Below are 25,949 nucleotides of genomic sequence, written 5' to 3'. Positions count from 1 at the left end.
GTTCGAGCCCACCCCTCCAGCCTAGGAGCAACACCGATGCCCCTCACACAAGACCACCGGTGCCGTCGGCGACGAGGTGCAAGCTCGAATTCGCGTTCGTACAGGTCGCGCTGCTTGGCAAGGCGCATCGCCGATCGTCGCTCGGGTCCGCTCACTCGGGCCGCGTCAGCACGTTCAGGAACTCATGGTTCACGAAGAGGAGCTCCCTGCCGACCTTGACATCGCGGACGAGCCCTGTGTCCACCAGGGCGTGCAGCCACGACGACGCGGTCTGACGCGAGACGTGGCATCGGTCGGCGACAGTGTTGATGCGACAGTAGGGCTGCTCGAACAGGACGGCCAAGAACTGTGCGTTCCGTCCACCCGGAGTGGCACCGCGCGCCCGCTCCGCAATGCCCTCCTGACACGTGCGGATGGCGGCAATCTTCCGCGTCATCGATGCCGCAGAGTCGCGAACGACGTCGAGCATGTAGAGGACCCATTCGATCCAGGCGTTATCGGCTGTCACCGCTCGCAGGAGTCGGTAGTAGTCGTTCTTGCGGGCGATGATCGCGCGTGAGAGGTAGAGGATCGGGTCGTGCAGCAGGCCCGCCTCGATCAGCATCAGGATGTTGATGACGCGGCCGGTGCGCCCGTTGCCATCGTGGAATGGGCGGATCGCTTCGAACTGGTAGTGCGCCACCGCCATGCGCACCAGCGGATCAAGGTCGTCCTCAGCGTGGACGAAGCGCTCCCAGGCCGAGAGCTTCTCGCGAATGAGGTCGGCCCCTTCGGGTGGGGCGTAAACAACCTGCCGTGTGGTCGGGTTCGCGATGCGCGTACCAGGCACCGCACGAACTGTCATCTCCCGGCCCTGCAGTTCGGAGCAGATCTGGGCAGCGGTCGCGGACGTGAGCGGCCGGTTCCTGATCGATTCGACCCCTGCGAACAGCGCACTCCGGTAACGCAGCGCCTCCATGGTAGCGCGGTCTCCCCCGCCCGAGTCGGCGTGCTTGAACAGCTCATCGGCCGTGGTCACGATGTTCTCGATCTCGGAGCTGGCCTGCGCCTCGAGCAGCGGGACCGCGTGGATCAGGATGTTGGGGTTCGGCAGCAGCTGGCCAGCCTGGGCGAGTGTCGCCAGCGCCGTTCGGGCTTCGACGGTGGCCTTGAGCACGGGCTTGGGCTCGAGGTCGAGGCCGGACGGTGGCAGCGGTGGCAGATCGTTGAAGGGGACTTCGGGGCTCCAGGACACGTGTCAGCTCCTTCAACGCATCCGCACTACGTGTTAAAGATTCTCGGTAAACCTAACACGTTATCCGGATGAGTCAGGAGACTCGACACGTCTACATCGACAGCGACCGGTCCAGAACGCTCACCATGCGCCGGGCGGCATCCTTGCTGGCGCTACGGCACGAAGCGGCCACCGCGCACACGCAACCACCCACGCGTCACCTCGACGCGGCTCGCATCTGTCGCGTTCCGCCTGACCGGCACCTTGAGCGGCCTGGTTCGCATCCCATTCCGCGCAGCTCTAACCCTGGGATGCGCAATTCATCAATGTGAGCGTGCCAAGACGCCCTTCGGCATCGAACCCGGAGAACATCGGGCGAAACCCGATGACGGACTCGACACCGAAGGGCGAGTGCCCCCCGGCTCTTGGTTACTCAGCACCAATGGAATTGGCAGCCAGACCATCGAATTGACTGCATGGGTGATCTGACGCTGCCGACTATGCACCATGCATCGGGGCATGTCAACGCGGCCCCAGGGTGCAAATCAAGGCCCGGGAACGTGACGGACGATGTGACGGAGATTCAATTCGCCATCACAATTCCCGGGCGCTGACAGCGTCCCTCAACCGACCCGCAGCAATGCTCCCGGGCCGAATACCGGCGCGGTCACGTAGAGCTTTCCATGCCGCCCCACATCGACACCGCCGGGCAGGATGAACGAGCCAGGGGCGATCTCTGACTTCGAGCCACCGGGCCGCACCTTGATCAGTCCGCCGACCGGCGGGTCGGCCAGGCCGAGCTCCCATTGCAGCCAGCTCTGCTGGACCAACTGCACCGCATAGATGGTGCCGTGCGAGCCGCCGGCCAGGTCCACCACGGACGTCAGGCCGTCGGCGAAGCGGCGGCAGTGTCCGCTGTTCGGTCGCTCCGGGTCACAGACGGCGTCGACGCTGCCCGGCTTGATGCGCCAGATCTGCGACGTCCCCGGCGTGGCCGGGAAGCCGCGCAGCTCGCCGACGTACCAGTAGCCGTCGGAGCCGACCGTGATCGACGTTGGGACGGACTCGGCGGGTATCGGCGTGCCGGCTGGCGGCAGCGGCTCGCCGTCGAACTCGTCGGGCAGTTCCTCCGGAACTTCGACCACCCGTGGCTTGAACCGGGCGACCGTGACGACGTCGCCGTTCGGGTGGACACGCAGCAGGTCGTTACCGGCCGCGTCGGCCACGAGCACGCTCCCGTCCTTCAGCGCCGCGACGCCGAACGGGTTGGACTCCGTCGGGTTGTCCTCGAGGTCGTACGGGTCCGGATCCGTCTGCTGATAGGCGGCGATGTCGGCGATCGCCTTCGCAGCGCGGCCCGGCCGCACCTGGTAGAGCGTGGCGGCCCCGGTGCCCGGCTCGCCCGCGGTCGTCAAGGCGAACACCCGATTGCCCCGGGCGACGGCCACGGCTGGGGCGATGAACCCAGCCGGTACCGACCCGAGCTCGTGCACCTTGGGATTGCGGCCGCGATCGATGACGCGGCTGATGGTGCCGTCGGCCTCGCTGACGACGATGCGGCCGGCGTGATCGACGGCGACGCCGCGTGGTCCGTCCAACTCGACGACCGGCGTCGGCTCGCGCCACCCGCCACCCGAAGCGGATGCGGCGTTCGCGGCCGATGCTGCTCCAGCCAGCATGCCGCTGGCAACGACCACCCCGGTCGCGACTGCTGCAGCGGCCCGCGCATGCGGAAAACGCACCATGACCTTCCCCCTGTTCCCCCCGAAAGCCAACGCCCCCTGTGCGAGGCCGAGCCTCATGGCGCAAGCCCGCCCAGGCTTAACACTGTGATCAAGGAGCGTCAAGGGAGGTCCGGCCCGCCCGGACCCGGGCTGAAGTCAGGGCGCGCCAGACTCGAACGCCTCGGACATGGCCTTCTGGTCGAGTGCCTTGTCGTTGAGCTCGTTGAGGCTGTACCAGTTACCGGAGTTGTCGCGGAAGACCGCCTCGACGCCGTACGGCCGGTCGACCGGCTCCTGGATGAACTCCACTCCGCGCGCCGAATACTCGTCGAAGGTCCGGCGGCAGTCGTCGGTGTTCCACGCGCCCCCGCTCAACGTGCCTTTGGCCATCAGCGCCCGCAGCGTCGCCGCCGTCTCCTCGTCGTGCATCGGCGGACCCGGGACGCTCAGCGCGAGCTGGAACTCGGGGCTCGCCGACGGGCCGACCGTCAGCCACCGGTAACCGTTCTCCATGCGCACGTCGGAACGCAGCTGGAAGCCCAGCTTGTCGATGAAGAACGCCAGTGCTTCGTCGTAGTCGTTCACGTAGACGCTGGCGACACCCAACTTGGTGATCACGGCAGTACTCCTGTCGATTCGGCATCGTGTGCCATCGACGTTAGGGCCCGCCGGGCGGGTCGAGCTTCTCCGTCGTTGCTGTCTTCGCTGCCGGGCGCGGGCCGGCGCACATCAGGATGTAACAGCCGGGGATGAGCGGCGGGCCGGAAGCGTGCGCCGCGCGTTGGAACTGCGACGGCGGCACCCCGACCAGCTCGGTGAAGAGGCTGCTGAACGAGCCCAGGCTGGAGAAGCCGACCAGATGGCAGATCTCCGTGACACTGAGGTCGGCGACCCGCAGCAGCTCCTGCGCCCGCTCGACCCGCCGACGGGTGAGGTAGCGGCCGGGCGTCTCACCGTACGCGGCCCGGAACGCGCGGACCAGGTGGAAGCGGGAATACCCGGCCGCGGCGGCGATGCCGGCCAGGTCGATGGGGTCGGCGTAGCAGCGGTCGATGTGATCGCGCGCCCGGCGCATCGCGACCAGGGTCTCGACCGCGCCGCTACCGGCACCGACGCGCGCCGGACTGAGCTCACGGGCCGCAGCGGCCCGTCCGGACCTCGGCGCCGCCGTCACGTCTGGGTCAGTCCGATGTCTCGTGGTGCCCACGCATCCGTTCGGCGTCGGAGCGGCCCTCGGCGTCGAAGTCGACCCTGCGGATCTGCTTGCGCAGGCTGCGGTAGAGCACCAGCAACGCCACCAGCAGGAACATGATGACCAGGAACCCGATCAGCCCAGGGCCCACGCCGGTGGTCTCGGCCTCAGCGGCAGCCGCAATCAGATGCACGGCGCCCATCTCCTCGTCGTCACGCCTGTTCCTTCATTATCGCACCGTTCGTCGCCGCCGGTCAGCGCAGGCCCGCGAAGAGGTCGTCCTCGGGCAGCTCCGTGGGGACGTGCGACGTGACCAGCTCGTAGTCTTCCGTCGGCCAGGCGGCCTGGTGCACCTCGAGCGGGACGGCGAACCACGGCCCGTCCGGGTCGATCTGGGTGGCGTGGGCCAGCAGCGCGCGGTCGCGGACCGGGAAGTACTGGGCGCACTGGACCCTGGTGGTCACGCGGTCGTCCCAGGCGGTGTCGGTCCAGTCCTCGAGCCGCTCGGCGTACGGCGACGGCAGCCCACGCCGCTGCATCTCCTCGTGGAGCGCGAGCATGCGGCCACGGCTGAACGCGTGGTGGTAATAGAGCTTGCGCGGCTGCCACGCCTCACCGGTGCCCGGGTACTGTCCGGCGTCGCCCGCGGCGTCGAACGCGGCCACGGTGATCTTGTGACACATGATGTGGTCGGGGTGCGGGTAGCCGCCGTTCTCGTCGTACGTGGTGACGACGTGCGGCCGGAACCGCCGCATGACCTCGACCAGCGGTTCCGCGGCCTTCTCGACCGGCATCAGCCCGAAGCTGCCCTCTGGGAGCGGCGGGAGGGGATCGCCTTCGGGAAGGCCGGAGTCGACGAAGCCGAGCCACTCCTGCCGGACGCCGAGGATGCTGCGTGCGGCGTCCATCTCCTGCCGGCGGATCGAGGACATGTTCTCGAGCACGTCGGGACGGTCCATCTTCGGGTTGAGGATGGAGCCGCGCTCGCCCCCGGTGCAGGTGACCACCAGGACGTCGACGCCCTCCGCGACGTACCGAGCCGTGGACGCTGCGCCCTTGCTGGACTCGTCGTCGGGATGAGCATGTACGTGCATCAGCCGCAGCGGCTCGTTCACCAGGACCCCATTGTTCGCCTCGACTCCTGTACACGGCCATGTCCGGGCCACGGTGGCCCCACGGAACCGTCCACGGGATAATGGTGCCGCACCACACCGACAACCCATCCGCCAGCCCCTGGGACGCATCCTGATGGCCGACCACCGGACCGAGTCGCCCGAACTCATGGCCGAGCGCTACGGGCGTAGCGGTCCAGGGCGCGATAAGCCCGGGCGTGGCCTGCTCATCGCCGTCTCCGCGGCGTTCCTGGTGCTGGTGGCGGTGGCCACGTGGTTCATCGTCCGCACCGTGACCGCCCCGCTGGACGCCAGCGTGCATTCCTGGGACCCTCCGCGCGGTGACGTGCTGCCGGTGACGGTCGAGATCCGCCGTGACGCCGGCCTCGCTGTCACCTGCGACCTGGTGGCCGTCGACCTGCGGCAGATCGTCGTCGGGCAGTTGGAGCTGGAGGTCCCGGCAGGGCCCGAGGAACACCTGCGGGTCGACGCCGAAATTCCGCTCCAGGGCGACGGCATCGCTCCCGAGCTGACCGGTTGCCGGCCGGCCGACTAGCCCTGCTGACCTGGGATAATCGTCGCGTCACCGCAAATCTTGTATCCTTGTGGATTCCCCGTCACCATTCTCCGGGCGGCTGGCCCGGCGGTGGAGCACACCCATGAGTCGTGCACATCGAACCCGATAGATACCCGAGGAGCAGTTGCCGTGACCGCTACTAGCGATAACGTCGCCTGGCTCACCCAGGATGCCTACGACCGCCTCAAGGAGGAGCTGGAGCACCTGATGGGCCCGGCCCGCCTCGAGATCGCGAGGCGGATCGAGGAGGCGCGAGCCGAGGGCGACCTGTCGGAGAACGGCGGGTATCACGCTGCCAAGGAGGAGCAGGGCAAGCAGGAGGCCCGCATCCACCAGCTGCAGCAGCTCCTGCAGCGCGCCCAGGTCGGCGACCCGCCTGACGACGGCGTCGTCGAGCCCGGCATGATCATCGAGATCCGCTTCCAGGGCGACGACGAGGTCGAGCGCTTCCTGCTCGGCTCGCGCGAGCTCGCGTCCCTGGACGACTCCGTCGACATCGACGTCTACTCGCTGAAGTCGCCGCTCGGCGCTGCCATCAGCGGCAAGAAGGTCGGCGAGAAGGCGTCCTACCAGGCGCCCAACGGCAACACCATCACCGTCGAGGTGGTCAGCGCCAAGCCGTACGGCGCCTGACCCCCAGCCCCATTGATCGACAGGGCGCTGCTACCCCACTGGCGGTAGCAGCGCCCTGTCGATCACAGGTATTACTTGCTGGCGGCCGCTTTGTACTTGCGGATCGCCAGGGGTGCGAAGACGGCGATGATCAGCAGGCACCACAGCACCGCAGCCAAGACGGGGTTCTGCATCGGCCAAGCGTCGGAATCGATGATGCCCTGGTTGCCGAACAGGTCACGCGCACCGGCCACCATGGCGCTGACGGGGTTCCACTCGGCGATGGCCTGAACCACGGACGGCATGGTCGACGGCGGCACGAACGCGTTGGACATGAACACGACGGGGAACAGCCAGATCAGCCCGGCGGACGCGGCCACCTGCGGGTTGCCGACCGACAGACCGATCAAGGCGCCGACCCAGAGCATCGCGAACGCGAACAGCATCATCAGCCCGACGGCCGCGATGAACTGGGCGATACCGTTGTGGAACGTCCAGCCGACGATGAACCCGCAGATGATCATGATGACCAGCACGATGAACTGGTTCGCCAGGTCGGCCACGACGCGGCCGGAGATGACCGCGGAGCGGGCCATCGGCAGTGAGCGGAACCGGTCGATGAGGCCCTTCTGCATGTCGTCGGCCAGACCGACGCTGGCCGGCGCACACGCGAACGCCATGGTCTGCACGAAGATGCCGGCCATCAGATACTCGGTGTAGTCGACACCGGGCGCCTGGATCGCGCCGCCGAACACGTAGGCGAACAGCAGCACGAACATGATCGGCTGGATGAACATGTAGATCTGGTTGTCCGGCACCCGCCAGCCGCCACGGATGTTCCGCCACGTGATGGTCATGGCGTCGGTGAACGCCTGGCTGAGACCCACCCGGCTACTGCTCGGCATGAGGTCGGTGGTGGTCACGATGCCCTCCCCGCCGGCTCGCCGGCCGGCTGCTGTTCTTCGGCGTGCCGCCCGGTGAGCTTGACGAAGACGTCGTCGAGCGTGGGGCGGCGCAGTGCGATGTCGTCGATGGACACACCGGCCTCGTCGAGCTCTCGGATGACCTGGATCAGGCCCTTCGAGCCGGTGTGGGTGGGAACGGTGAGCCTGCGGGTGTGGTCGTCGCGCACGCACTGCCCGCCGCTGCCGAGGTTGAGCACCTGCTCGGCGGTGTCGAGCGCATGGGCGTCGCTGACCACGACCTCGATGCGCTCGCCGCCGATCTGAGCCTTGAGCTGGTCGGCCGTGCCCTGGGCGATGACGCGGCCGTGGTCGATGACCACGATGTTGTCGGCCAGCGCGTCGGCTTCCTCGAGGTACTGGGTGGTCAGCAGGATGGTCGCGCCCTCGGCGACCCGCTCGCGGATGACATCCCACAGGTCGAGGCGGCTGGCCGGGTCCAGCCCGGTGGTCGGCTCATCCAGGAAGAGGATCTTCGGGTGCACGATCAGACTGCCGGCGAGGTCGAGGCGCCGGCGCATTCCGCCGGAGTAGGTCTTGAGCGTCCGGTCCGCGGCGTCGGTGAGGTTGAACTGCTCGAGCAGCTCCTCGGCCCGCTGGGACGCCTGCTTGCGGGACAGCTGGTACAGGCGGCCGAAGAGCCAGAGGTTCTCGCGGCCGGTGAGGGTCTCGTCGACGGCCGCGTACTGCCCGGAGAGGCCGATTTTGGACCGGACCGCCTGCGGCTCCTTGACGACGTCGTGACCTGCGACGATCGCTCTACCAGCGTCGGGAGCGAGCAGCGTGGTGAGCATCCGGACCGTTGTGGTCTTGCCTGCGCCGTTCGGGCCGAGCAGGCCGACCACGGTGCCTTCGGGCACGACCAGGTCGACTCCCCCGACGGCCTTGACGGCCTTCTCCCCGGAGCCGAAGGTCTTGACCAGACCCTCGGCGGTGATGGCGTTCACGGTGGTGTCCTCTCGTGAGTTGGTGTGGGCATGGTGGCAGGCGGCTCCGACAAGGTCGGCCGGCGCGCACCCCACCCCGGGCAGGCCCTCGGCATCCGCCAGAATGCCCGCCTACACTTATATAAGTCAATCCTGATTTACGGCGTTCGCCGTCAGCTCAAGAGCGTGGTCGCTTCATCGAGATCCAGCTCACCGGCGGCCAACCGGCGCAACACGGCTTCTCGGTCCACGGCGTGGTCCGGACGCACGCCCGACCCCGCCGCCTCCTCCAATCCGAGTCGCTCGAGCAGTTCGGCGAACCGCTGCCTGGCGGTCGGGTAACTCACCCCCAGCTCCCGTGCCAGGTCCTTCATATTGCCCCGAGAGACCAGGAACGTGCTCAGGATTTTCCGGTCCTGCGCTCCGAGCGCGCAGTACGGGCACGACGCGAAGCGTCCGGACAGCTCCGTGCCGCAGGAGTCGCAACCCAGCCTGGTGACATGCAGCTCCACGCCGCAGACCGGGCAGTCGGCAGGCGCCTGATGATGTGCGTGCGGGGTTCCGTGCGTCATCGGCCAGCACCCCCCGGCAGAATGATGGTGACGTCGCCCATGACGACCTCGGCGTCGATCTCGGCGGCGCCGGTGCCGATGACGACGTCGCGGTCACGGTCGCGCCCTACGCGGTCGGGCACGGTGCGCAGCCGGCCGAGCTGCACGTCCGAGCGAACCCGCACGTCCGAGCCTTCCAGCAGGGTGAGCTGCAGAGACCCGGATTCGCATCGCATCCGGGAGTGACCGGCCAGCTGGCGGGTCTCGACCTGCGCCGAACCTGCCTGGACCAGCAGGTCGACCGAACTCTCCAGGTCGCGCACCCGCAGCGACCCGGCCGTAACCCGAATGTGTTCGAGCACCGGAACGCCACTGACCTGGAGCGACCCGGCGATGGCTTCCGCGGTGACCGCGAGCTCCGGGTTCACCCGGACCCGTAGATCGAGCATCTGGCCGGCGTTCTGGAACCGCGCCGCGACGTCACGCCAGCGGCCACCGGCCAGCAGCGTGAACGCACCCTCGGTGGGCACCAGCTCGGTCTCACCGGTGATGTGCAGGGTGGTGCCGTCGCGACGGACCGTGTGCTGACCGTCGACGGCGACGGTGGAGACGCTCGGGTCACCGGTGACGACGAGGCGCCGGGAGGTGGCCCGGACCTGGATGCGCTCGATGGTGGGCGGAGCGACGTCCCGGCCCGCGCCGGCGCGCGCGCCCCCGCCGGCCCCTGCGCCCCCGCCGCCCGCCGCGGAGCCGCCGCGGGCGTCGTCGTCGCCAAGAGTGCCGAGCGGAGCTTCGGCGGCGCCGTCGGCCTGATCGAGCAGGACGGCCGCCCGAGTGGGATCGAGCCTGCCGTCGGCCACCTGCTCGAGGATCTCACGCACGCTGAGGGTGTTCATGCTCCACATAGTGGAGCGCGAACTACTAAATCGTCAAGTCCGATTGCCATATCCGAAACTCAGGCACCAGGAATGTCAACCGAGTACCCCGACTCGTGCAGCTTGGCCAGCACCCGGTCGCAGTGTTCGGGGCCTCGGGTCTCCAGCTGCAGGGCGATCTCGACCTCCTCTATCGACAGGCTCGAGCCGGTGCGTTCGTGCACCACGTCCAGGACGTTGGCGTCGACGGCGGCAAGCTCCGAGAGCAGCCGTGCCAGCCCGCCCGGCGCGTCGGGAACCCGGACCCGCAGCGACAGGTACCGTCCCGCCGAGGCCATGCCGTGCCGGATGACCCGAAGCAGCAACAGCGGGTCGATGTTGCCGCCGGAGAGCACCGCCACCACCGGCGCCTCGTAGGCCCGCGGATCGTCGAGCAGCGCGGCCACGGCTGCCGCTCCGGCCGGTTCGACCACCAGTTTGGCCCGTTCCAGCAGCAGCACCAGCGCCCGGGAGAGCGACTCCTCCGACACGGTGACGATGGAGTCGACGAACTCCTGGATCATGCCGAACGGCACGTCGCCCGGGCAGCCCACCGCGATGCCGTCGGCCATGGTTCTCATCCGCTCCAGCGGCAGCGGCTGGCCGGCCGCGAGCGAGCTGGGGTAAGCGGCGGCGCCCTCGGCCTGCACGCCCACCACCCGGATCCCCGGCTTCAGGTGCTGCACCGCCAGCGCGATGCCGGCGGTGAGCCCGCCCCCGCCGGTGCCCACCACGATGGTGCGTACGTCCGGGCACTGCTCCAGGATCTCCATGCCGACGGTGGCCTGGCCGGCGACGATGTCGGGATGGTCGAAGGGGTGGATGAGTACCGCGCCGGTCTCGGCTGCGAACGCGCGGGCGGCCAGGAGCGCGTCGTCGATGCTGGCTCCGGCGAAGCGCACGTCCGCGCCGTACGCGCGGGTGGCCTTCTCCTTCACGATGGCCGCGCCTTCCGGCATGAAGACGGTGGCCTTGGTGTCGAGCATGCTGGCCGCGAGCGCGACCCCTTGCGCGTGGTTTCCGGCGCTGGCGGCGACGACGCCGTTGGCCCGCTCCCCGGCGGACAGCCTGGCGATGCGCACGTAGGCGCCGCGGATCTTGAACGAGCCGGCGCGCTGCAGGTTCTCGCATTTCAAGTGCACCGGTCCGCCGACGCGCCCGGCCAGCCACCGGGAGTCCTCCAGCGGTGTGGGCCGCACGACGTCGCGCAGCAGTTCGCGAGCGGCTTCGACGTCAGCCATCGAGACGGTACTCATGCCCCGATCCTGTCACCCGTGGCGCAGTGCCCGTGCCCGGGCCGCGCCGTGCTCGTAGAGTTGCCAGCGTGAAGCTTGCCTGGTTGTGCAGTCATGAGTCCTATCAGCCCGAGGTACTCCTCGAACACGCCGTCCTCGCCGAGCAGTCCGGCTTCGACGTCGTCACCGGCGCCGATCACTTCCATCCCTGGGTCGACGACGTCTCCGCGTCCAGCTTCGTCTGGACGTGGTTCGGCGCCGTCGCGCAGGCCACGTCACGCGTGGAGCTCGCCACCAGCGTGACCGCCCCGCTGTACCGCTACCACCCGGGTCTGATCGCGCAGGCCGCCGCCACGGTCGACCGGTTGTCGGGCGGCCGGTTCGTCCTGGGCGTCGGCACCGGCGAGGCCATCAACGAGGCGCCGCTCGGTTACGAGTTCCCCGGCTATGCCGAGCGCATCGCCCGCATGCGCGAGGCGCTGACCATCATCCACGGCCTGCTGGCCGGCGAGAAGCTCGACGTCGACGGCGAGTACTACACGGCCCGTACCGCCAAGCTCTACAGCCCGCCGGTGGGGCGGGTCCCGGTGTGGATGGCCGCCGGCGGCCCGAAGTCCGCGACGTTCGCCGGCGAGCATGCCGAGGGCCTCATCACCAGCGTGAAGGACCCGGCCGAGACGGTGGCGAACGTCATCGGGCCGTATCGGGATGCCGCGGCCGCCCGTGGCGCCGACACCACGGTGATGGCCACCCGCTGGGTCGTGCTGGCAGGCTCCGACGACGAAGCCTGGGAGGCGCTGGCCTCGATGCGGGGGCTGCGGGCTCCCGGGCGGCTCGAGGTGGCCGATCCCGCGGTGCTGCGCGAACGCGCCGACGAGATGGACCGGCAGGAGATCTTGAGCAAGTACACGATCGTCCGCGACCTGGAGCAGCTGGCCGAGGCCTACCGTCCGCTCGTGCACGACGTCGGCGCCGACTACGTGGCCATCCAGGTGGCCAGCGCCGACCCGGCCGACACCATCCAGAAGGTGGGCGCCGAGGTGCTGCCGGCCCTGCGCGACTGGGCGGCCTGACCAGCACCCGTATCCCTTGATCATGTTCTCTCGCGGTCCGTCAGTGACCGCGAGAGAACATGATCAAGGGGGTCAGCCCAGGGCCTGACGCAGGTCGGCGAGGATGTCGTCGACGGTCTCGATGCCGACCGACAGCCGCACCAGGTCGGCCGGGACCTCCAGCGCGCTGCCGGCGGCGCTGGCGTGGGTCATGCGGCCGGGGTGCTCGATGAGCGACTCGATGCCGCCGAGGGACTCCCCCAGCGTGAACAGGCGGGTCCGGTTGCAGACGTCGACCGCGGCCTGCTCGCCGGCGGCCATCCGGAACGACACCATGCCGCCGAACCGGTTCATCTGCTTGACCGCGACGTCGTGGCCGGGGTGGCCGGCCAGCCCGGGGTAGAGCACGTGCGACACCCCAGGGTGCTGCTGGAGGAGCTGGACGACGCGCTCGGCGTTGTCGCAGTGCCGGTCCATGCGCACGGCCAGCGTCTTGAGCCCGCGCAACACCAGCCAGGCGTCGAACGGCCCGGCGATGGCGCCCATCGCGTTCTGGTGGTACGCCAGCTCGTCACCGAGCCCGTCGTCGGCCACCACGAGCACGCCGCCGACGACGTCGGAGTGGCCGCCGCAGTACTTGGTGGTGGAGTGGACGACGACGTCGGCGCCGAGCGCGAGCGGCTGCTGCAGGTACGGCGTGGCGAAGGTGTTGTCGACGACGAGCAGCGCGCCTGCGTCGCGGGCGACCGCCGAGATGCCGGCGATGTCCGCGACGCTCAGCAGCGGGTTGGTGGGCGTCTCGACCCAGATGACCTTCGTCTCCGGACGGACCGCGGCTCGCACCGCGGCGACATCGGTGACGGGGGCCGGCGTCCAGTCCACGCCCCAACGTTCGGCCACCTTGCTGACGAGGCGGAAGGTGCCACCGTAGGCGTCGTCGGGAATGACGATGTGGTCGCCGGGCCGCAGCACGGCACGCAGCAGGGTGTCCTCGGCCGCCATGCCGCTGGCGAACGCCAGGCCCCGGGTACCGCCTTCGAGCGCGGCCACGCACTCCTCCAGCGCGCTCCGCGTGGGATTGGCGGTACGGCTGTACTCGTACCCCTCCCGCAGTCCGCCGACGCCGTCCTGGGCGTACGTGCTGGTGGCGTAGATGGGCGGGATGACGGCCCCGGTACGGGGGTCGGGGTCCTGCCCGGCGTGGATGGCTCGCGTCTCGAATCCGTGCACGAGATGCGACTCTACGTCGCGGGCGGCACCGGGGCGACGGGAACCGGCGCACGCACCTCGAACCGCGGCAACAGGATGTGCACCAGCGGGCCGATCGCGAGCGCATACACCACGGTCCCGACGCCGACGGTGCCGCCGAGCAGCCAGCCGGTGGCCAGTACGGTGACCTCGATGCTGGTCCGGACCACCCGGACGGACCGGCCGGTGCGGGCGACCAGGCCGGTCATCAACCCGTCGCGCGGGCCCGGCCCGAGCCGCGCCCCGATGTACGCGGCCGTGGCGACGGCGTTGAGCGTCACGCCGCCGGCCAGGAACGCGATCCGGACCGCGAGCACGTCCGGCGACGGCAACGCCCAGATGGCTGCGTCGACGGCCAGGCCGATCACGATGACGTTGCTGATGGTGCCGAGGCCGGGACGCTGCCGCAGCGGAATCCAGGCCAGCAGCACGAGCGCGCCGACGGCGATGGTGACCATCCCGATGGTCAACGACGTGCGCTCGGCCACCCCCTGATGCAGGACGTCCCAGGGGTCCAGGCCGAGCCCGGCCTCGACGAGGAGCGCCATGCTGAAGCCGTACAGGACCAGGCCGGCATAGAGCTGGAAAAGGCGTCGAACCATCACGGCGCACCATCATCCTGGATTCTGGCCTTCGAATCCATAGCCACTTGTGCAACAGTGGCCTGGTGCGGAGTCTCAGCGGAACCCAATTGGCCCGGCAGCTGGGCGACTGGTCTCGAACGACGCCGGGCGAGGGCGGGCCGGCCTATACCCGGGTCGCGGGAGCGATCCGGCTGCTCATCCTCGACGGCCGGGTCCCTCTCGACGCCCGGCTGCCCGGCGAACGCGATCTGGCCGCCGCACTCGGGGTCAGCCGCACCACCGTCACGGCCGCGTACGACGCGCTACGCGCAGGGGGATACGCCGTCAGCCGGCAGGGCTCGGGCACCCGGGCGGCACTGCCACCGTCGCGGTCCATCGGATCGGCCACCGGCGGCAGTTGGGCACCGTTCGGACCGGAGGGCTCGGACCTGCTCGACCTGGCGCACGCCGCACCCGAGGCACCCGCCCACGCGCTCCGGCAGGCCTACGACGCCGCTTTGGAGCAGCTCCCGCGGCACCTGCCCACCTGCGGCTACGACCTGTACGGACTGCCGGACCTGCGCGCGGCCATTGCGGCCCGCTACACGGCCCGCGGGCTGCCCACCACCGCCGGCCAGATCCTCGTCACGTCTGGGGCGCAGCACGCGTTCTCACTGGTGCTGTCGCTGGTGACGGCGCCCAACGATCGCGTGTTGGTCGAGCAGCCGACCTACCCCAACGCCCTGGACGCGATCCGCCGGCAGGGCGCCCGAGCCGTGCCGGTCCCGCTGACCGCCGGCGGCTGGGAGGTCGACGCCGTCGCCGCCGCCGTCCGCCAGACCGCGCCCCGGCTGGCCTACCTCGTCCCCGACTTCCACAACCCGACCGGGCTGCTGGCCTCCGACGACGAGCGGCGCGGGCTGGCGACCAGCCTGGGACGCAGCCGCACACTCACCGTCGTCGACGAGTCGCTCGTGGAACTCACCCTGGCCGGTCCGCCCCCGCCGCCGCTGGCGACGTACCTGCCGGCGGACCTCAGCGTCACCATCGGCAGCGTGAGCAAGACGCTGTGGGGTGGGCTGCGAGTCGGCTGGCTACGGGCGGAGCCGTCCCTGATCCGCCGGCTGGCCGCGGTACGGGCGAGCGTCGACATCTCCTCGGCCGTGGTGGAACAGCTCGCGACGACGGCGCTGCTCGCCTCGCTCGACGAGCTGCTTCCCGGCCGTCTGACCGAGCTGCGCTCCCGCCGCGACGCGCTGGCCGGCGCCCTGGCGCGGCGGCTGCCGGGGTGGCGGGTCCGGCTGCCCGACGGCGGCCTGGTGCTCTGGTGCGACATGGGCCAGCCGGTGTCGAGCCGGCTGGTCGCGGCCGCCGAGCACCACGGCATCCGGCTGGCCGCCGGGCCGCGTTTCGGCGTCGAGGGCGCCTTCGAACAGCGCCTCCGACTGCCCTACACCTACCCCGCCGAGGTCCTGGAGCGGGCAACCGAGCAGTTGGCCCAGGCGTTCGCGACGGTGACGGCGGGCAGCGGGCACAGCGAACCCATGGTCGACGCGTTCGCGTAGCCCTTCCCCATGATCATCAAGACTTGGCCCGGTCCTGGTCGGGTCAAGTCTTGATGATCAACGGGAAGGGAGGACGGCGGCTCGGTGTTGACGCAGACGGAGGTGCGCCATGTCGCTGTTCGATCGCTTGGTCAAGACGAAGATGGTCACGCCCGAGGAGGCACTGCCCGGCCGGGAGACGCGGCCGTTCGGGCTGAGCGGGACGCACACCGTCCTGGGTACCCCGATCGAGGGCGAGCCGCCCGCGGGGCACCAGGAGGCCGTCTTCGGGATGGGCTGCTTCTGGGGCGCCGAGCGGATCTTCTGGCGGTTGCCCGGCGTGTGGACGACGGCTGTCGGCTACGCCGGCGGGTTCACCCCGAACCCCACGTACGAAGAGGTGTGCACCGGCCGCACCGGGCATGCCGAGGTGGTGCGGGTGGTCTTCGACCCGGCCGTGATCAGCTTCGCCGGCCTGCTCAAGGCGTTCTGGGAGGAGCACGACCCCACCCAGGGGCTGCGCCAGGGCAACGACATCGGCTCGCAGTACCGCTCTGCGGTGTACACGACGACGCCGGCGCAGCTCGAGGCCGCCGCGGCGTCCCGGGACACCTACACCGCCAAGCTGCGGACCGCCGGCCATGGCGACATCACCACCGAGATCGAGCCCCTGCGGCAGTTCTACTACGCCGAGGACTACCACCAGCAGTACCTGAGCGACGCCAAGAACCCGAACGGTTACTGCGGTCTCGCCGGCACTGGTGTGTCCTGCCCGATCGGCACCGGCACCTCGTTCTAGGTTCCGCTGTGCCCCTTCGTCGCCGCTGCCCACGGACGGTTCACCGGCATCGGCAACCTGATGGCCCGATCACATTATTACCGCTAGTGTGACCGGGGGATCGATTCAATCAGACTTGACTGATTGGCACGTCTTCCGCAGGGCGGCCGTCGCGAGGGGGCGAACGGCGTGGCTATTCGGGTGCTGCTCGGTTACCGAGGTGCGCTGGTGCGTGAGGCACTGAGTTCCGTCCTCGCCCGCGAACCCGATCTGGAAGTCGTGGACGAGCTGGCCCGGGTGGACGACGTGCTCCCCGCCGCCCTGCGCCGGCAAGCCCAGGTCGCCGTGCTCGACGCTCTGCTGCCCGGCACGGTCGACGTGCGCGTGCTGTGCCAGAAGTTGCCCAGGCTCGGCATCCTGATGCTGCTGGATCGATACTCGTCCGGGATCGACAGCCTGTCGCTCGCCCGGCTGGCACCTCGGGTGGGACTCATCGCCACCGACGCGTCGCTGGCCAACCTGGTCGATGCCATACGGCACCTGGTGCGCGGAGAAGCCGTGATGGACGCCGAGTTGGCCGTGGCCGCCCTCACCGCGGACGCCAGTCCGCTGACCAACCGGGAGCGCGATGTCCTGCGACTGGCCATGACCGGCGCGCCGCCCCAGGAGATCGCCGCGACGCTGTTCCTGAGCCCCGGCACGGTCCGCAACTACCTGTCGCACATCCTCGTCAAGACCGGGGCGCGCACCCGCATCGAAGCGATCCGCATCGCTCAGGACGCCGGCTGGATCTGACCGGCGCCTTCCGCTGCGGTGGCGCTCCAATGCCCCAGGAGGTCCCGGTACAGCGGTGACGCGAGTTGCAGCTCCTCGTGTTGTCCGACCGTCGCGGACGCGCCGTCGAGCACGAGGATGCGCCGGGCATGCAGGGCCGAGCTGATCCGGTGGGCGATGACGATCAGGGTGCCGGCACGACGGGCGAAGGCCGCCTCGGCCAGCCGCTCTGCCACCGGATCCAGGTGACAGGTGGCCTCATCGAGGACCGCCAGCGGCGCCGGCGACAGGTAGGCGCGCACGAGTGCGAGCAGCTGGCGTTCGCCCGCGGAGAGCTGGTTCGGGCGCACGAGTGCGGTGAGTCCCCCGAGCCGGCCCAGGAGCGCCTCGGCACCGACGACCTCGACCGCGGCACGGATCTCGGCGGCCGTGGCGCCGGGCCGCAGGTACGCGAGGTTGTCGCGGACCGTCCCCTCGAAAACGTAGGCCTCCTGGGGGATCAGAACCCGGGTGGCCGCCAGCCGCTGTGCCGGCAGGTCGGCGGCGGGCGCACCACCCAGCAGCACTCGCCCCTCGTCCGGCCGGAGCAGCCCGCACATCAGCGCCGCGAGCGTGGACTTCCCGATCCCGCTCGGGCCGACGATGGCCAGGTGGTCACCGTCGTCGACGACGAGATCGAGGTCCCGTACCACGGGTTCGGCGTGGGGTCCGTAGGCGAAGGTCGCCGCATCGACGGCGACGATGTGCCCGCTGGGTGCCGCCGTAAGGCGCGGCAGGCGAACCGCGGGGATCGTGGTGGCGTCGAGGATCCGGCCCAGGGTCACGACGAACCGCAGGCCGCTGCCACTGAGAGCACCCATGACCGTGTCGAGCGCCGGGTGCAGCCCGACCAGAACGTACGTCAACCCTCCCATGAGGGCTCCGGCGCTCACCCCTCGCTCGACCAGCCACGGCCCGGCGGCCAGCAGGATCACCAGCGGTAGCCAGCCACCGAGGGCGAAGCAGAGGGTGCGCAGCGCTCCGACCCGGGCCAGTGCCCGTTCCGCGGCCGCGTGCTCGCCGATCGGTCCAGCCACCAAAGCAGTCGCGTACCCCTCGGCGCCACGCGCGACCACGTCCCGGGTGCCGGCGACCACCGCTCCTGCCGCGGTGGCGGCACGCTCGTCCGCGCGCACCGACGCGCGCACACGAGCCGCGGCCAGGCCGAGCGTCAGCACGGCGACGGCGAACCCGAGCAGGAACGGCGGCAGCACGAGGACGACGATGACCGGCGCGATGGCGAGCAGGCCGGCCACGACGCCGACGACCCTCACCACGAAGTCGCGGGCCACGACGATGAGCCCGGCGTACGTGTCCCGGACGATCTCCACCTGGCGGGTCAGCCGCGCGACGGCGCCGTCGTCGGGACGGCCTGCCACGCCCTGCCGCAACGCGGCCGCCACCACCCGGCGCACGAGGTCGTCCCGGAACGGCTCGACCAGGTCGCCGAGGCGGCGGAACACCTGACGCGACCCGACGCCGCCGACGCAGGCCGCCCCGACGAGGACGGCCAGCCAGGCCAGGCCCACTCCCGGACGACCGGCCAGGAAGCCGTCGTCGACGGCACGAGCGATCGCCAGCCCGTAGATCGCGGTGGGCACCGCATCAGGCAGCGACCACGCCGCGAGCTCGAGCAGCGGCCGGCGACGCAGCGACGCGACGCCGAATCGCAGTTCCCGCCTCATCCGAAGACCTCCCGGTAGGCCAGGTCGTCCCACAGCCGCGCATGGGGACCGCAGGCCCGCACTCGCCCGTCCTCCAGCCACACGACCAGGTCGGCCCGCGCGGCCGTGGCGACCCGGTGGGTGACGATCAGGCGGGTGCGCCTGCCCAAATCGCCGGTGAGGGTGCGGCTGATCTGCATCTCGGTGACGGTGTCGAGGCTGGACGTGGCGTCGTCGAGCACGAGCAGCCGGCCAGCATGCCACGCCCGGGCCAGGCCCATCCGCTGTCGCTCACCGCCGGACATGGGGGCCTGGTGCAGCGGGGTGTCGAAGCCCTCGGGTAGCCGGCTGACGAACTCGTACGCGTGGGTGGCGCGTGCGGCGGCCACCACCAGATCGCGCTCCAGCCCGAGCCCGATGGCATCACCGGCGGTCGCGCCGAGTAGCTCCGGCCGCTCGAAGGCGCAGCCGACCGCGGCCCGCAGTGAGTCGTGGCCGACCTCGTGCAGAGGCACCCCGTCCAGCAGCACCTGGCCCTCGTCCGGGTCGCGCAACCGGGCCGCGACCGCGGCGAGGACGGACTTGCCCGCACCGGACCGGCCGACGACGGCGACCGCCGCCTCACCTGGCACGACGAGGTCGACCCCGTCGAGCAGCACCGCGTCGTCATCGCGGACGGTGACACCGCGGAACTCCAGCCGCCCCGGACCGGGCGGAAGCTCGCGCCGCCCGTACCAGATCGGTGGCACGCCGAACACCTCGGCGGCGCGTTGGACGCCGGCTCGCGCCCGTGCCAACTCCGCGAACACGCTGGTCAACGAGCCCAGGCCGGCGCCCATCACCGCATACTGGCTGGCCGCGAACAGCTCGCCCGGGGTGATCCGGCCGTCCACCAGTTGGAGTCCTCCCGCCGCCAGAACCGCCACCAGCACGATCGGCCCGACGACGGCGGCCTGCGCGCTCGACCGGGCCAGCACGTTCCAGGTCCGCATCCCATGGTCGTGGAGCTCGGGCAGTGGTTCGAGCACGCGCTCGTCCTCCCGCTCCACGGTTCCGGCCGCGGCAATGGTGCGGATTCCGGTCAGCGACTCGGTGAGCCGGGCGGCTATGCGGCCCTGCGCCTGCTGGTATGCCAGGGCCGCCTCGGCGGTCCGCCGGGCGAAGGCCAGCAGGACGAGGGCCACCAGCGCCACCCCTCCCACGAAGGCCACAGCGAGCCACACATCGATGTAGGCGAGCAGCACCAGACTGCCCACCGGAGGCAGCGCCGCCGCTGCGACCGTCACCGCGCTCGGACCGGCTTGGGCAGCGTCCACGGCGTTGCTGGAGACTCGGCTGACCAGGTCTCCCGTGGTGAACCGGTGAGTGCCCACGGGGCCGATGGCGAGCACGTGCCGGATCAGGCGGTGGCGCAGCCAGGCGGTCGTGCTTGCGATGCAGGCGGCGTCGGCGAACGTGTCGACGAGATCGCACACGATTCCGACCACGATCAGCCCGATGGCCACGAGCAGCCAGCGGTTGACGTCCCCGTCCCCGACGATGGCGTCCACGGTGCGGCCGAACACGAACGGCAGCGCCAGCATGGCGAGGCTGTCGGCCAGGGCCGCGATCCCGATCAGCGGAAGCCAGCGGCCACCGTGCCGGACGACAGCGCCGAACGTGATGCCTCGTCCCCTCGGCCGGGAGCGCTCGTGCTGGCCACGCAGCGTCATGCCCCGCCACCTCCCGCGAGATCGAGCCCGGTCTGGGCCGCGACGAAGGCGAGGATGTCCGCGGCGAGCGAGACGCCTCGGGTGGAGGCCGAGTCCGCGTGGCCGGCCTCGTCCTCCAGGCGCATCAGGATCGGACGCGAGCCCGCCGTCGCCCACTGCAGGGCCGCGCACATCTTCCGGGCGTGCAGAGGATCCACTCGCGAGTCGTTGCCGAAGGCGGTGAACAGCACGGCGGGATAGTCGACGCCCGCGCGGACGTGGTGATAGGGCGAATACCCGAGCAGCCACCGGAGCTGGTCCGGGTCGTCGGCGCTGCCGTACTCGGCTCGCCACGCCGGACCGAGACCGAAGTTCTCGTACCGCACCATGTCGAGCACCGGAGCCGAGCACACCGCGGCGGCGAACAGCTCCGGTCGCTGCGTCAGCGCCGCACCGACGACGAGGCCGCCGTTCGACTCGCCGCACACACCGAGCTGATCGGCGCTGGTCCAGCCCTCCGAGATCAGCGTCTCGGCCGCCGCGACGAAGTCGTCGACGGCGTTCTGCTTGCGCTCACGTGTGCCGGCGCGATGCCACTGCTCGCCCTCCTCTCCGCCGCCCCTCAGGTGGGCGATCGCGAAGACGCCGCCCGACTCGACCCAGGCCAGGGTGAAGCTCGAATAGGCCGGCGTCATCGGCACGCCGAAGCCGCCGTAGCCATAGAGGATGGCCGGCCGTGGACCGGCCTCGCCGGTGGGCCGGGCCAGGACCACCATGCGCACCGGCGTGCCGTCCGCCGAGGCGTAGACGATCTGGCGGCCCAGCGTTTCGGGAACGACTGCGGAACCGGGCGACCGGGCCCATGGCGTGGTCTCGCCGGTGCGAGCGTCGTACCGGAACACGGCTCCCGGGGTGGCGCTGTCGGTATAGGTGAACCAGGTCTCGTGCGCGCCGGTGAGGCGCCTTGTCAGTGGGCCGATCGACCCGGGTCCGGGAAGCGGCACCTGGCCCAGCCGCTCGCCCGTGGCGAGGTCGTGCACGCTGACCTCGCTCAGGGCATGCCGCGTCCAGCCGACGAGCAGGACGGCCCGCTGGAGATCGGGACCGTCCAGAATGACGAAATCGCTGAGCACCGCCTCCGGATCGGCGGGAACGAGGTCGAGCCAGGACTCGGGGTCCGGGCGTGCTGGGTCACCGACGCACAGCCGGCCGCGAGGCGCTCCGAGCGTCGTGACGACGTACATCCGCCCGTCGGTGCCGACGTCCAACGCCGTCCGGGCGTCCACGCCCTCATGTACGACCCGCAGAGCCGGATCCGCCCACGTCGACGCGGAGAGATCGGCGAGCCAGACATCATTCGAGCTCGCGGTGCCCCGGGATTCCGAGATCGCCAGCCAGCGACCGTCGGGACTGATCCCGAGACCGAACGAGGAACCCTCGTCCCGGTCCGGCTCGGTGACCGGAACGTGGATCGGGATGTCGTCCTCGGCCGGCGTCCCGAGCCGGTGGAGGTAGACGCGCCGGGCGCCGGCCGGTGACCCGGGGACGGCACGGACATAGAAGAAGGCCGTGCCGCCGGGTAGCCAGGCCACCGGGGAGTACCGGCAGCGGTCGATCGGCCCGTCGACCACGTCGCGCGACGCGACGTCCATGACGTAGAGCTGCGCCCACTCGCTCCCGTACCGCGACAGCTGGAAGGCCAACAGCCGGCCGTCGAGGTCCGGCTGCCAGTGATCGAGCGTCGTCGCACCGGACGGATCGATGGTCATCGGATCCACCAGGACGCGCTCGTGGTCGTCCGGCCCGGCGGTGTAGAGCACCGGGTGCTCCTGCTGGGCGGTCTGCCGCAGGCCGAAGCGGCGGTCTCCGCGCCACATCGGGGCGGTGATCACTCCCACGTCCGACAGTTCGGCAACGCGGGCCTGCAGCCGCTCCCGGCCGAGGAGCGAGGCACGGAAACGCCGCCACAGATCGTCCTGGGCGGCCTGCCATTCCCGCGTCTGCGGGCTCGACGCGTCCTCCAGCCACCGATACGGATCGCGCACGACGTGCCCGTGAAGCCGGTCGGCGATCGCCTGACGCGCTGCCGTCGGATAGACGACGACGGGCATCCGATCCGTCGAAGACACCGGCCCTCCCTTCCGGCCGTACGGGTCCTGGGCGAGGTTCGGCCGTCGCCCAGGACCCGGGATCGCTCAGTGACACAAGGCGACACTGAGGTTGCTCGGCTTGACCGAGCCACAGGTCAGTACGGTCAGCGTGCTGCCGCCGCCACCGCCCTTGCGGCCAGGAGCCTCCATTCCCTGAAGGTCGAGGAGAACCATCGTCTACACCTCCTTCCATAGCTCGTGGGGTCAAGACGGCGTAGTGGTCGAGTGCGCCTCCTCCCGGACGTCGTCCGCGAGCGCCAGCTCGGCCTCGCGCGGGGTGGATGAGGTGGCCGTGGTCGCAACCGGCCCGGCCGGCTCGAGGAACGGCAGGAACACCGGCCGGTCGTGGAGCGCCGATCCGAGCGCCAGGAGGACCCCGGCCGTTCCGGTGGCCAGGTCCATCGAGAGACGTAGCAACTGGTCGCCGGGGAACGCGAGCCCGCCGTCATAGGGCAGCGCGTGCCAGCTCAGCCAGCGGGTCAGCTCGGACAGCTCCGACGGCTCGGCCGGCCCGGCGCCGGCGCGCCCCAGCATGCCGGCCCCGGCGATGATGCCGGCGCGCCCGGTGAACAGGCCCGGCTGCACGAAGTAGCCGGCCCGCGCCACCCGCCGCAAGGCGTCGAGCGCCCCCGCGAACGCCTCGTCCTGGCGGTGCGTCAGGTAGCGGGCGAGGACCAACGCGATCCCCATCGAACCCTCGTCGAGGTAGGGCAGCGTTCGCCATCCTTGGGTGACCTGCATCGTCCCGTCCTCGTCCTGGGCACACCGGCGCAGGTCCTGCCGCAGCGCCGTCGCAGCCAGGTCGAGCAGCGCCGCGTCACCGGTCCGCTCGTAGGCGCGGATGAACAGCAGGGCCGGCCCGGACGAGCCGAACATCAGTCCGGCACGTGGGTTGTCGCCGCCGCTGACGTCGGGCACGTCCTCAGGTCCGCCGAGGCGGTCGGCGACGGCGTCGATCACGGCGGCCGCCTCGGTGACGAACTCTCGCTCACCAGTGCATTCGCTGAAGTGCAGGAGGTTGAGGCCGATCCCGGCGAGCCCGGAGTACAGGCCGAGTTCCAGAGACCGCCAGTCGCCGGCCAGGCACAACTGCATCGTGTCGAGCGCGTCCTGCCGGTGCCCGAGATCCTCCAGCACGTGCGCCACGCCGTGCAGGCCGTCGTAGAAGCCGACGCCCGTTCCGCGTGGTGGCGCTGCGGCGCGAGCGCACAGCCAGTCCTCGTACTCCGGGAACCTGCCGGCGTCGGTCCGAGCCAGCGCGTACAGCACGCCAGCCGCCCCGTGTGCGACGTTGATGCCCCCGCCGGCCTCGAACTGGGCGATGTCGCCGGGGAAGAGCCGGTCCTCGCGCTCAGGGGTGGCGCTGGCGACGATGGCCCGGCACATCGACGCCCGAACGTGCTCCCAGCTCGCGACCCCGGGCATCGGCAACGCACGCATCGTGGTGGGGGCGGCGTCGCCGGCCGGTCCGAGGATCGTCCGGACCACGTCCTGCACCGTCGCGGCGGGCACGGGGAAGATCTGCGTCACGAGTTCAGCCACGTGGACGGCCTTGGCCGGATGCAGAGGCAGCATGATCGTCGTCTGGGGTGCGAACAGCCCGAAGAACAGGCAAGCCAGCGCATACCGATCGACCTCGATGCCGTGCCGGTCGGGCGGCGCGCCGTATCCCGGGTGCGCCAACGCGGATCGGCCACCTGACTCGGCGAAGGACGACACCTCGAAGTCGACGAGGACGAGGCGGCCGTCGCCGGCCACCAGGATGTTGTCCGGATGCAGATCGCCGAAGACCACGCCGCGCTCGTGGACGGCATCCATCGCCTGGCCGACTCGCGCGAGCATCCCGAGCGCCCACTCCGTGTATGCGGTCACGGTCTCCGACGACGGATCCGGATGCGTGAGCGGATACCGGTCCACGACGAGACGCTGCAGCGGGTTGCCGTCGACGAACTCCATGACCAGGAAGTGGTGCCCGCCGAGGGTGAAATAGTCGCGCACTGCGGGCACGGCAGACAGCCCGGACAGGCGCCCCAGGATGTCCCGCTCGTGCGACACCCGGGCCACCGCGTCCCGGCCGGCGACGTCGAGCCCCGCGAGCGGACGGCCCTCCTTCAGCACCACCCGCTCCCCGGTGCTCCGGATCCGCCCGAGATACACGCCGCCGCCATTGGAGAACTGCACGACGCTCTCGATGTCGTAGGGCAGGCCCGCGACCGTCACGGCGTTCCTGGCCTCCAGGTGAGGCTCGAGGAACTCGGGCAGGCCGACCCAGGGCGGACAGGCGAAGACCGGCCCGCGTACGTCGGGAACGAGCCGTCCCTGATCATCCTCGATCGCCAGAACCCGCTCACCGCTCGCGTTCACGCAATGACGTTCCGCGAAGGCCCCGTACCGGACGAAGAGCGGGCCGTCGCCGTACCGCAGGTCGCTGAGAATGTAAGGACCGTTGATGCCGCGCAGCGCGCCGTCCAGCTCCTTCAGGACGAGCTCCAACTGGTCGGCATCGGCCGGATAGATGGTCACGAGCTTGCCGCTCGATCCGCGAAAGGCGGACTTGGAGTTGAACATCACCATGACCGGTCGGCTGCGGAGGAACTTGAAGGCCAGTCCGCGGGGGACGCAGTAGTCCCAAACGGCGTCCAGTACGCGGTCGGCGTCCTCCAGGTCGGACGAGACGTGGATCTTCCAGCCCTGCGACGGGAGCGACTGCTCACGCGGTGCGTAGTTCAACCAGACGTCCGTCGCCTGGTGTTCCCAGCCATCCGGGACCGGCCGCGCCGCGATGGTGAAGTCCGGGCCACCGGCGTCCGTGTTGGCGGGCGCGTCGTAAAAGGCCTGGTCAGCCAGGCAGTAGAGCTCATACTGGTCGATCACCGGACACTCCCGTGATCGAACCGGGCACGATCGTCAGACCAGGAACCGGCGGCATAGGCCGAGGTCCGTGTCGAGTGTCGCCGCGCCGCCCAGCGGAGCCGGTCGCCGGGTCCGGCGTGGTATCCCGGGTCGTCAGGCACCAGCTACGCCGGCGGTCGGCCGAGGCCCAGAACAGGACACTGGTCGTACAGAACGCCTCATTCTGGTCCTCCATCCTGGACACCTCCGACGCACTGGTTGCGTCCACATCCTCCGCCCAGGCCGGAGTCGGCCCCAGTAGTGAACGTCACGAAATCGTTATGAATGACTCACTCCATGCCCGTGAGGGAATCACCGGCGAGTAAGGATGAATCACCGGCGGTCGGTGGATGCGACCTGATCGCTCGCGAACGTGCGCCGAGCACCTCTTTCCTCGGCGGCCGGCATTGATTCGGCGGAGTTTTTGAAAGAAGATTGTCTATGTCGGATCAGCTCGGCGCCGACGGCCGTTCCCGCTCGTGCGAGACGTGCCGGCGGTGTCCGACCCGGCACCTCGCGGATCCAACGCCTGGTCA

The 25,949-nt window shown here is 70.3% G+C and carries 24 protein-coding genes; 6 read left to right on the top strand and 18 right to left on the bottom strand.

The window, feature by feature from the left end; translation table 11 throughout:
* Nucleotides 1-151: 151 nt before the first annotated feature.
* The 6 genes from JIAGA_RS0106110 to mca form a co-directional block, all read right to left on the bottom strand.
* Nucleotides 152-1,234, bottom strand: a complete 1,083-nt coding sequence (locus tag JIAGA_RS0106110; protein WP_026874985.1) for a Fic family protein — start codon at nucleotides 1,232-1,234, stop codon at nucleotides 152-154.
* A 602-nt stretch (nucleotides 1,235-1,836) separates the two neighbouring features.
* A complete protein-coding gene (locus JIAGA_RS0106105) occupies nucleotides 1,837-2,892 on the bottom strand; it encodes a ScyD/ScyE family protein (RefSeq protein ID WP_026874984.1) in 1,056 nt (351 codons plus the stop codon).
* Nucleotides 2,893-3,093: 201 nt separating this feature from the next.
* Nucleotides 3,094-3,555 carry a VOC family protein gene (locus tag JIAGA_RS0106100; protein ID WP_026874983.1) on the bottom strand — a complete coding sequence of 154 codons (462 nt, stop codon included), beginning with the start codon at nucleotides 3,553-3,555 and terminating at the stop codon, nucleotides 3,094-3,096.
* Nucleotides 3,556-3,595: 40 nt separating this feature from the next.
* Nucleotides 3,596-4,012 (bottom strand): helix-turn-helix domain-containing protein, encoded by a 417-nt coding sequence (locus tag JIAGA_RS27870; protein WP_051426595.1) that lies wholly within the window; start codon nucleotides 4,010-4,012, stop codon nucleotides 3,596-3,598.
* A gap of 106 nt (nucleotides 4,013-4,118) precedes the next feature.
* Nucleotides 4,119-4,322, bottom strand: coding sequence for a hypothetical protein (locus JIAGA_RS27865; protein WP_157552779.1), 204 nt, complete (start codon nucleotides 4,320-4,322; stop codon nucleotides 4,119-4,121).
* A gap of 61 nt (nucleotides 4,323-4,383) precedes the next feature.
* Entirely contained in the window at nucleotides 4,384-5,244 is an 861-nt protein-coding gene (mca, locus tag JIAGA_RS0106085) for a mycothiol conjugate amidase Mca (RefSeq protein WP_026874982.1), read from the bottom strand.
* 133 nt (nucleotides 5,245-5,377) lie between these two features.
* Here mca and JIAGA_RS0106080 point away from each other — a divergent pair, with 133 nt between their 5' ends.
* Together JIAGA_RS0106080 and greA are read left to right on the top strand one after the other, a co-directional pair.
* On the top strand, nucleotides 5,378-5,797 hold the full coding sequence (locus tag JIAGA_RS0106080; protein WP_026874981.1) for a DUF4307 domain-containing protein: 420 nt from the start codon (nucleotides 5,378-5,380) through the stop codon (nucleotides 5,795-5,797).
* Nucleotides 5,798-5,947: 150 nt separating this feature from the next.
* Nucleotides 5,948-6,451, top strand: a complete 504-nt coding sequence (gene greA / locus JIAGA_RS0106075; protein WP_026874980.1) for a transcription elongation factor GreA — start codon at nucleotides 5,948-5,950, stop codon at nucleotides 6,449-6,451.
* 71 nt (nucleotides 6,452-6,522) lie between these two features.
* Here greA and JIAGA_RS0106070 read toward each other — a convergent pair whose 3' ends face one another.
* The 5 genes from JIAGA_RS0106070 to ilvA all read right to left on the bottom strand — a co-directional run bounded on the left by JIAGA_RS0106070 (nucleotide 6,523) and on the right by ilvA (nucleotide 11,039).
* The gene (locus JIAGA_RS0106070) at nucleotides 6,523-7,353 is read right to left on the bottom strand and encodes an ABC transporter permease (RefSeq protein ID WP_026874979.1); all 831 of its coding nucleotides are present in this window, start codon (nucleotides 7,351-7,353) and stop codon (nucleotides 6,523-6,525) included.
* Complete coding sequence (locus JIAGA_RS0106065) at nucleotides 7,350-8,339, bottom strand: daunorubicin resistance protein DrrA family ABC transporter ATP-binding protein (protein WP_026874978.1); 990 nt, start codon at nucleotides 8,337-8,339, stop codon at nucleotides 7,350-7,352. The genes JIAGA_RS0106070 and JIAGA_RS0106065 overlap by 4 nt, the downstream gene beginning before the upstream one ends.
* 152 nt (nucleotides 8,340-8,491) lie before the next feature.
* Nucleotides 8,492-8,890 carry a DUF2089 domain-containing protein gene (locus tag JIAGA_RS0106060; RefSeq protein ID WP_026874977.1) on the bottom strand — a complete coding sequence of 133 codons (399 nt, stop codon included), beginning with the start codon at nucleotides 8,888-8,890 and terminating at the stop codon, nucleotides 8,492-8,494.
* Nucleotides 8,887-9,765: a hypothetical protein gene (locus JIAGA_RS27860; protein ID WP_026874976.1), complete on the bottom strand. Its 879-nt coding sequence runs from the start codon at nucleotides 9,763-9,765 to the stop codon at nucleotides 8,887-8,889. The genes JIAGA_RS0106060 and JIAGA_RS27860 overlap by 4 nt, the downstream gene beginning before the upstream one ends.
* 59 nt (nucleotides 9,766-9,824) lie before the next feature.
* On the bottom strand, nucleotides 9,825-11,039 hold the full coding sequence (ilvA, locus tag JIAGA_RS0106050) for a threonine ammonia-lyase (RefSeq protein ID WP_026874975.1): 1,215 nt from the start codon (nucleotides 11,037-11,039) through the stop codon (nucleotides 9,825-9,827).
* 68 nt (nucleotides 11,040-11,107) lie between these two features.
* Between ilvA and JIAGA_RS0106045 the strand changes: the two genes are divergently transcribed.
* Entirely contained in the window at nucleotides 11,108-12,091 is a 984-nt protein-coding gene (locus JIAGA_RS0106045) for an LLM class flavin-dependent oxidoreductase (RefSeq protein ID WP_026874974.1), read from the top strand.
* A gap of 72 nt (nucleotides 12,092-12,163) precedes the next feature.
* Here the strand turns inward: JIAGA_RS0106045 and JIAGA_RS34355 are convergent, their stop codons facing one another.
* A complete protein-coding gene (locus tag JIAGA_RS34355) occupies nucleotides 12,164-13,300 on the bottom strand; it encodes a cystathionine gamma-synthase (protein ID WP_026874973.1) in 1,137 nt (378 codons plus the stop codon).
* An 11-nt stretch (nucleotides 13,301-13,311) separates the two neighbouring features.
* Nucleotides 13,312-13,920 carry a membrane protein YczE gene (gene yczE / locus JIAGA_RS34350; protein WP_026874972.1) on the bottom strand — a complete coding sequence of 203 codons (609 nt, stop codon included), beginning with the start codon at nucleotides 13,918-13,920 and terminating at the stop codon, nucleotides 13,312-13,314.
* A 65-nt stretch (nucleotides 13,921-13,985) separates the two neighbouring features.
* Between yczE and yczR the strand changes: the two genes are divergently transcribed.
* The 3 genes from yczR (at nucleotide 13,986) to JIAGA_RS0106020 (ending at nucleotide 16,998) form a co-directional block, all read left to right on the top strand.
* On the top strand, nucleotides 13,986-15,446 hold the full coding sequence (gene yczR, locus JIAGA_RS0106030) for a MocR-like transcription factor YczR (RefSeq protein ID WP_211239528.1): 1,461 nt from the start codon (nucleotides 13,986-13,988) through the stop codon (nucleotides 15,444-15,446).
* Between the two features lie 109 nt (nucleotides 15,447-15,555).
* Complete coding sequence (gene msrA / locus JIAGA_RS0106025; protein ID WP_157552776.1) at nucleotides 15,556-16,224, top strand: peptide-methionine (S)-S-oxide reductase MsrA; 669 nt, start codon at nucleotides 15,556-15,558, stop codon at nucleotides 16,222-16,224.
* A gap of 168 nt (nucleotides 16,225-16,392) precedes the next feature.
* A complete protein-coding gene (locus JIAGA_RS0106020; protein ID WP_026874969.1) occupies nucleotides 16,393-16,998 on the top strand; it encodes a response regulator transcription factor in 606 nt (201 codons plus the stop codon).
* On the opposite strand, the gene JIAGA_RS0106015 is transcribed toward JIAGA_RS0106020, so the two are convergent.
* The 5 genes from JIAGA_RS0106015 to lanKC form a co-directional block, all read right to left on the bottom strand.
* A complete protein-coding gene (locus tag JIAGA_RS0106015; protein ID WP_026874968.1) occupies nucleotides 16,977-18,701 on the bottom strand; it encodes an ATP-binding cassette domain-containing protein in 1,725 nt (574 codons plus the stop codon). The genes JIAGA_RS0106020 and JIAGA_RS0106015 overlap by 22 nt on opposite strands.
* The gene (locus tag JIAGA_RS0106010; RefSeq protein ID WP_051425776.1) at nucleotides 18,698-20,392 is read right to left on the bottom strand and encodes an ABC transporter ATP-binding protein; all 1,695 of its coding nucleotides are present in this window, start codon (nucleotides 20,390-20,392) and stop codon (nucleotides 18,698-18,700) included. Before JIAGA_RS0106010 ends, JIAGA_RS0106015 begins: the two co-directional genes overlap by 4 nt.
* A complete protein-coding gene (locus tag JIAGA_RS0106005; RefSeq protein ID WP_026874966.1) occupies nucleotides 20,389-22,482 on the bottom strand; it encodes a prolyl oligopeptidase family serine peptidase in 2,094 nt (697 codons plus the stop codon). Before JIAGA_RS0106005 ends, JIAGA_RS0106010 begins: the two co-directional genes overlap by 4 nt.
* Before the next feature lie 84 nt (nucleotides 22,483-22,566).
* Nucleotides 22,567-22,695: a SapB/AmfS family lanthipeptide gene (locus JIAGA_RS34345; protein ID WP_157552773.1), complete on the bottom strand. Its 129-nt coding sequence runs from the start codon at nucleotides 22,693-22,695 to the stop codon at nucleotides 22,567-22,569.
* Nucleotides 22,696-22,725: 30 nt separating this feature from the next.
* Nucleotides 22,726-25,392, bottom strand: coding sequence for a class III lanthionine synthetase LanKC (lanKC, locus tag JIAGA_RS27855; protein WP_051426593.1), 2,667 nt, complete (start codon nucleotides 25,390-25,392; stop codon nucleotides 22,726-22,728).
* Nucleotides 25,393-25,949 lie beyond the last annotated feature (557 nt).

The sequence above is a fragment of the Jiangella gansuensis DSM 44835 genome (assembly GCF_000515395.1).
GTDB lineage: Bacteria > Actinomycetota > Actinomycetes > Jiangellales > Jiangellaceae > Jiangella > Jiangella gansuensis.
The sequence above is the reverse complement of the archived record's forward strand: the minus strand, read 5'-3'. Positions and strand labels throughout refer to the sequence as shown.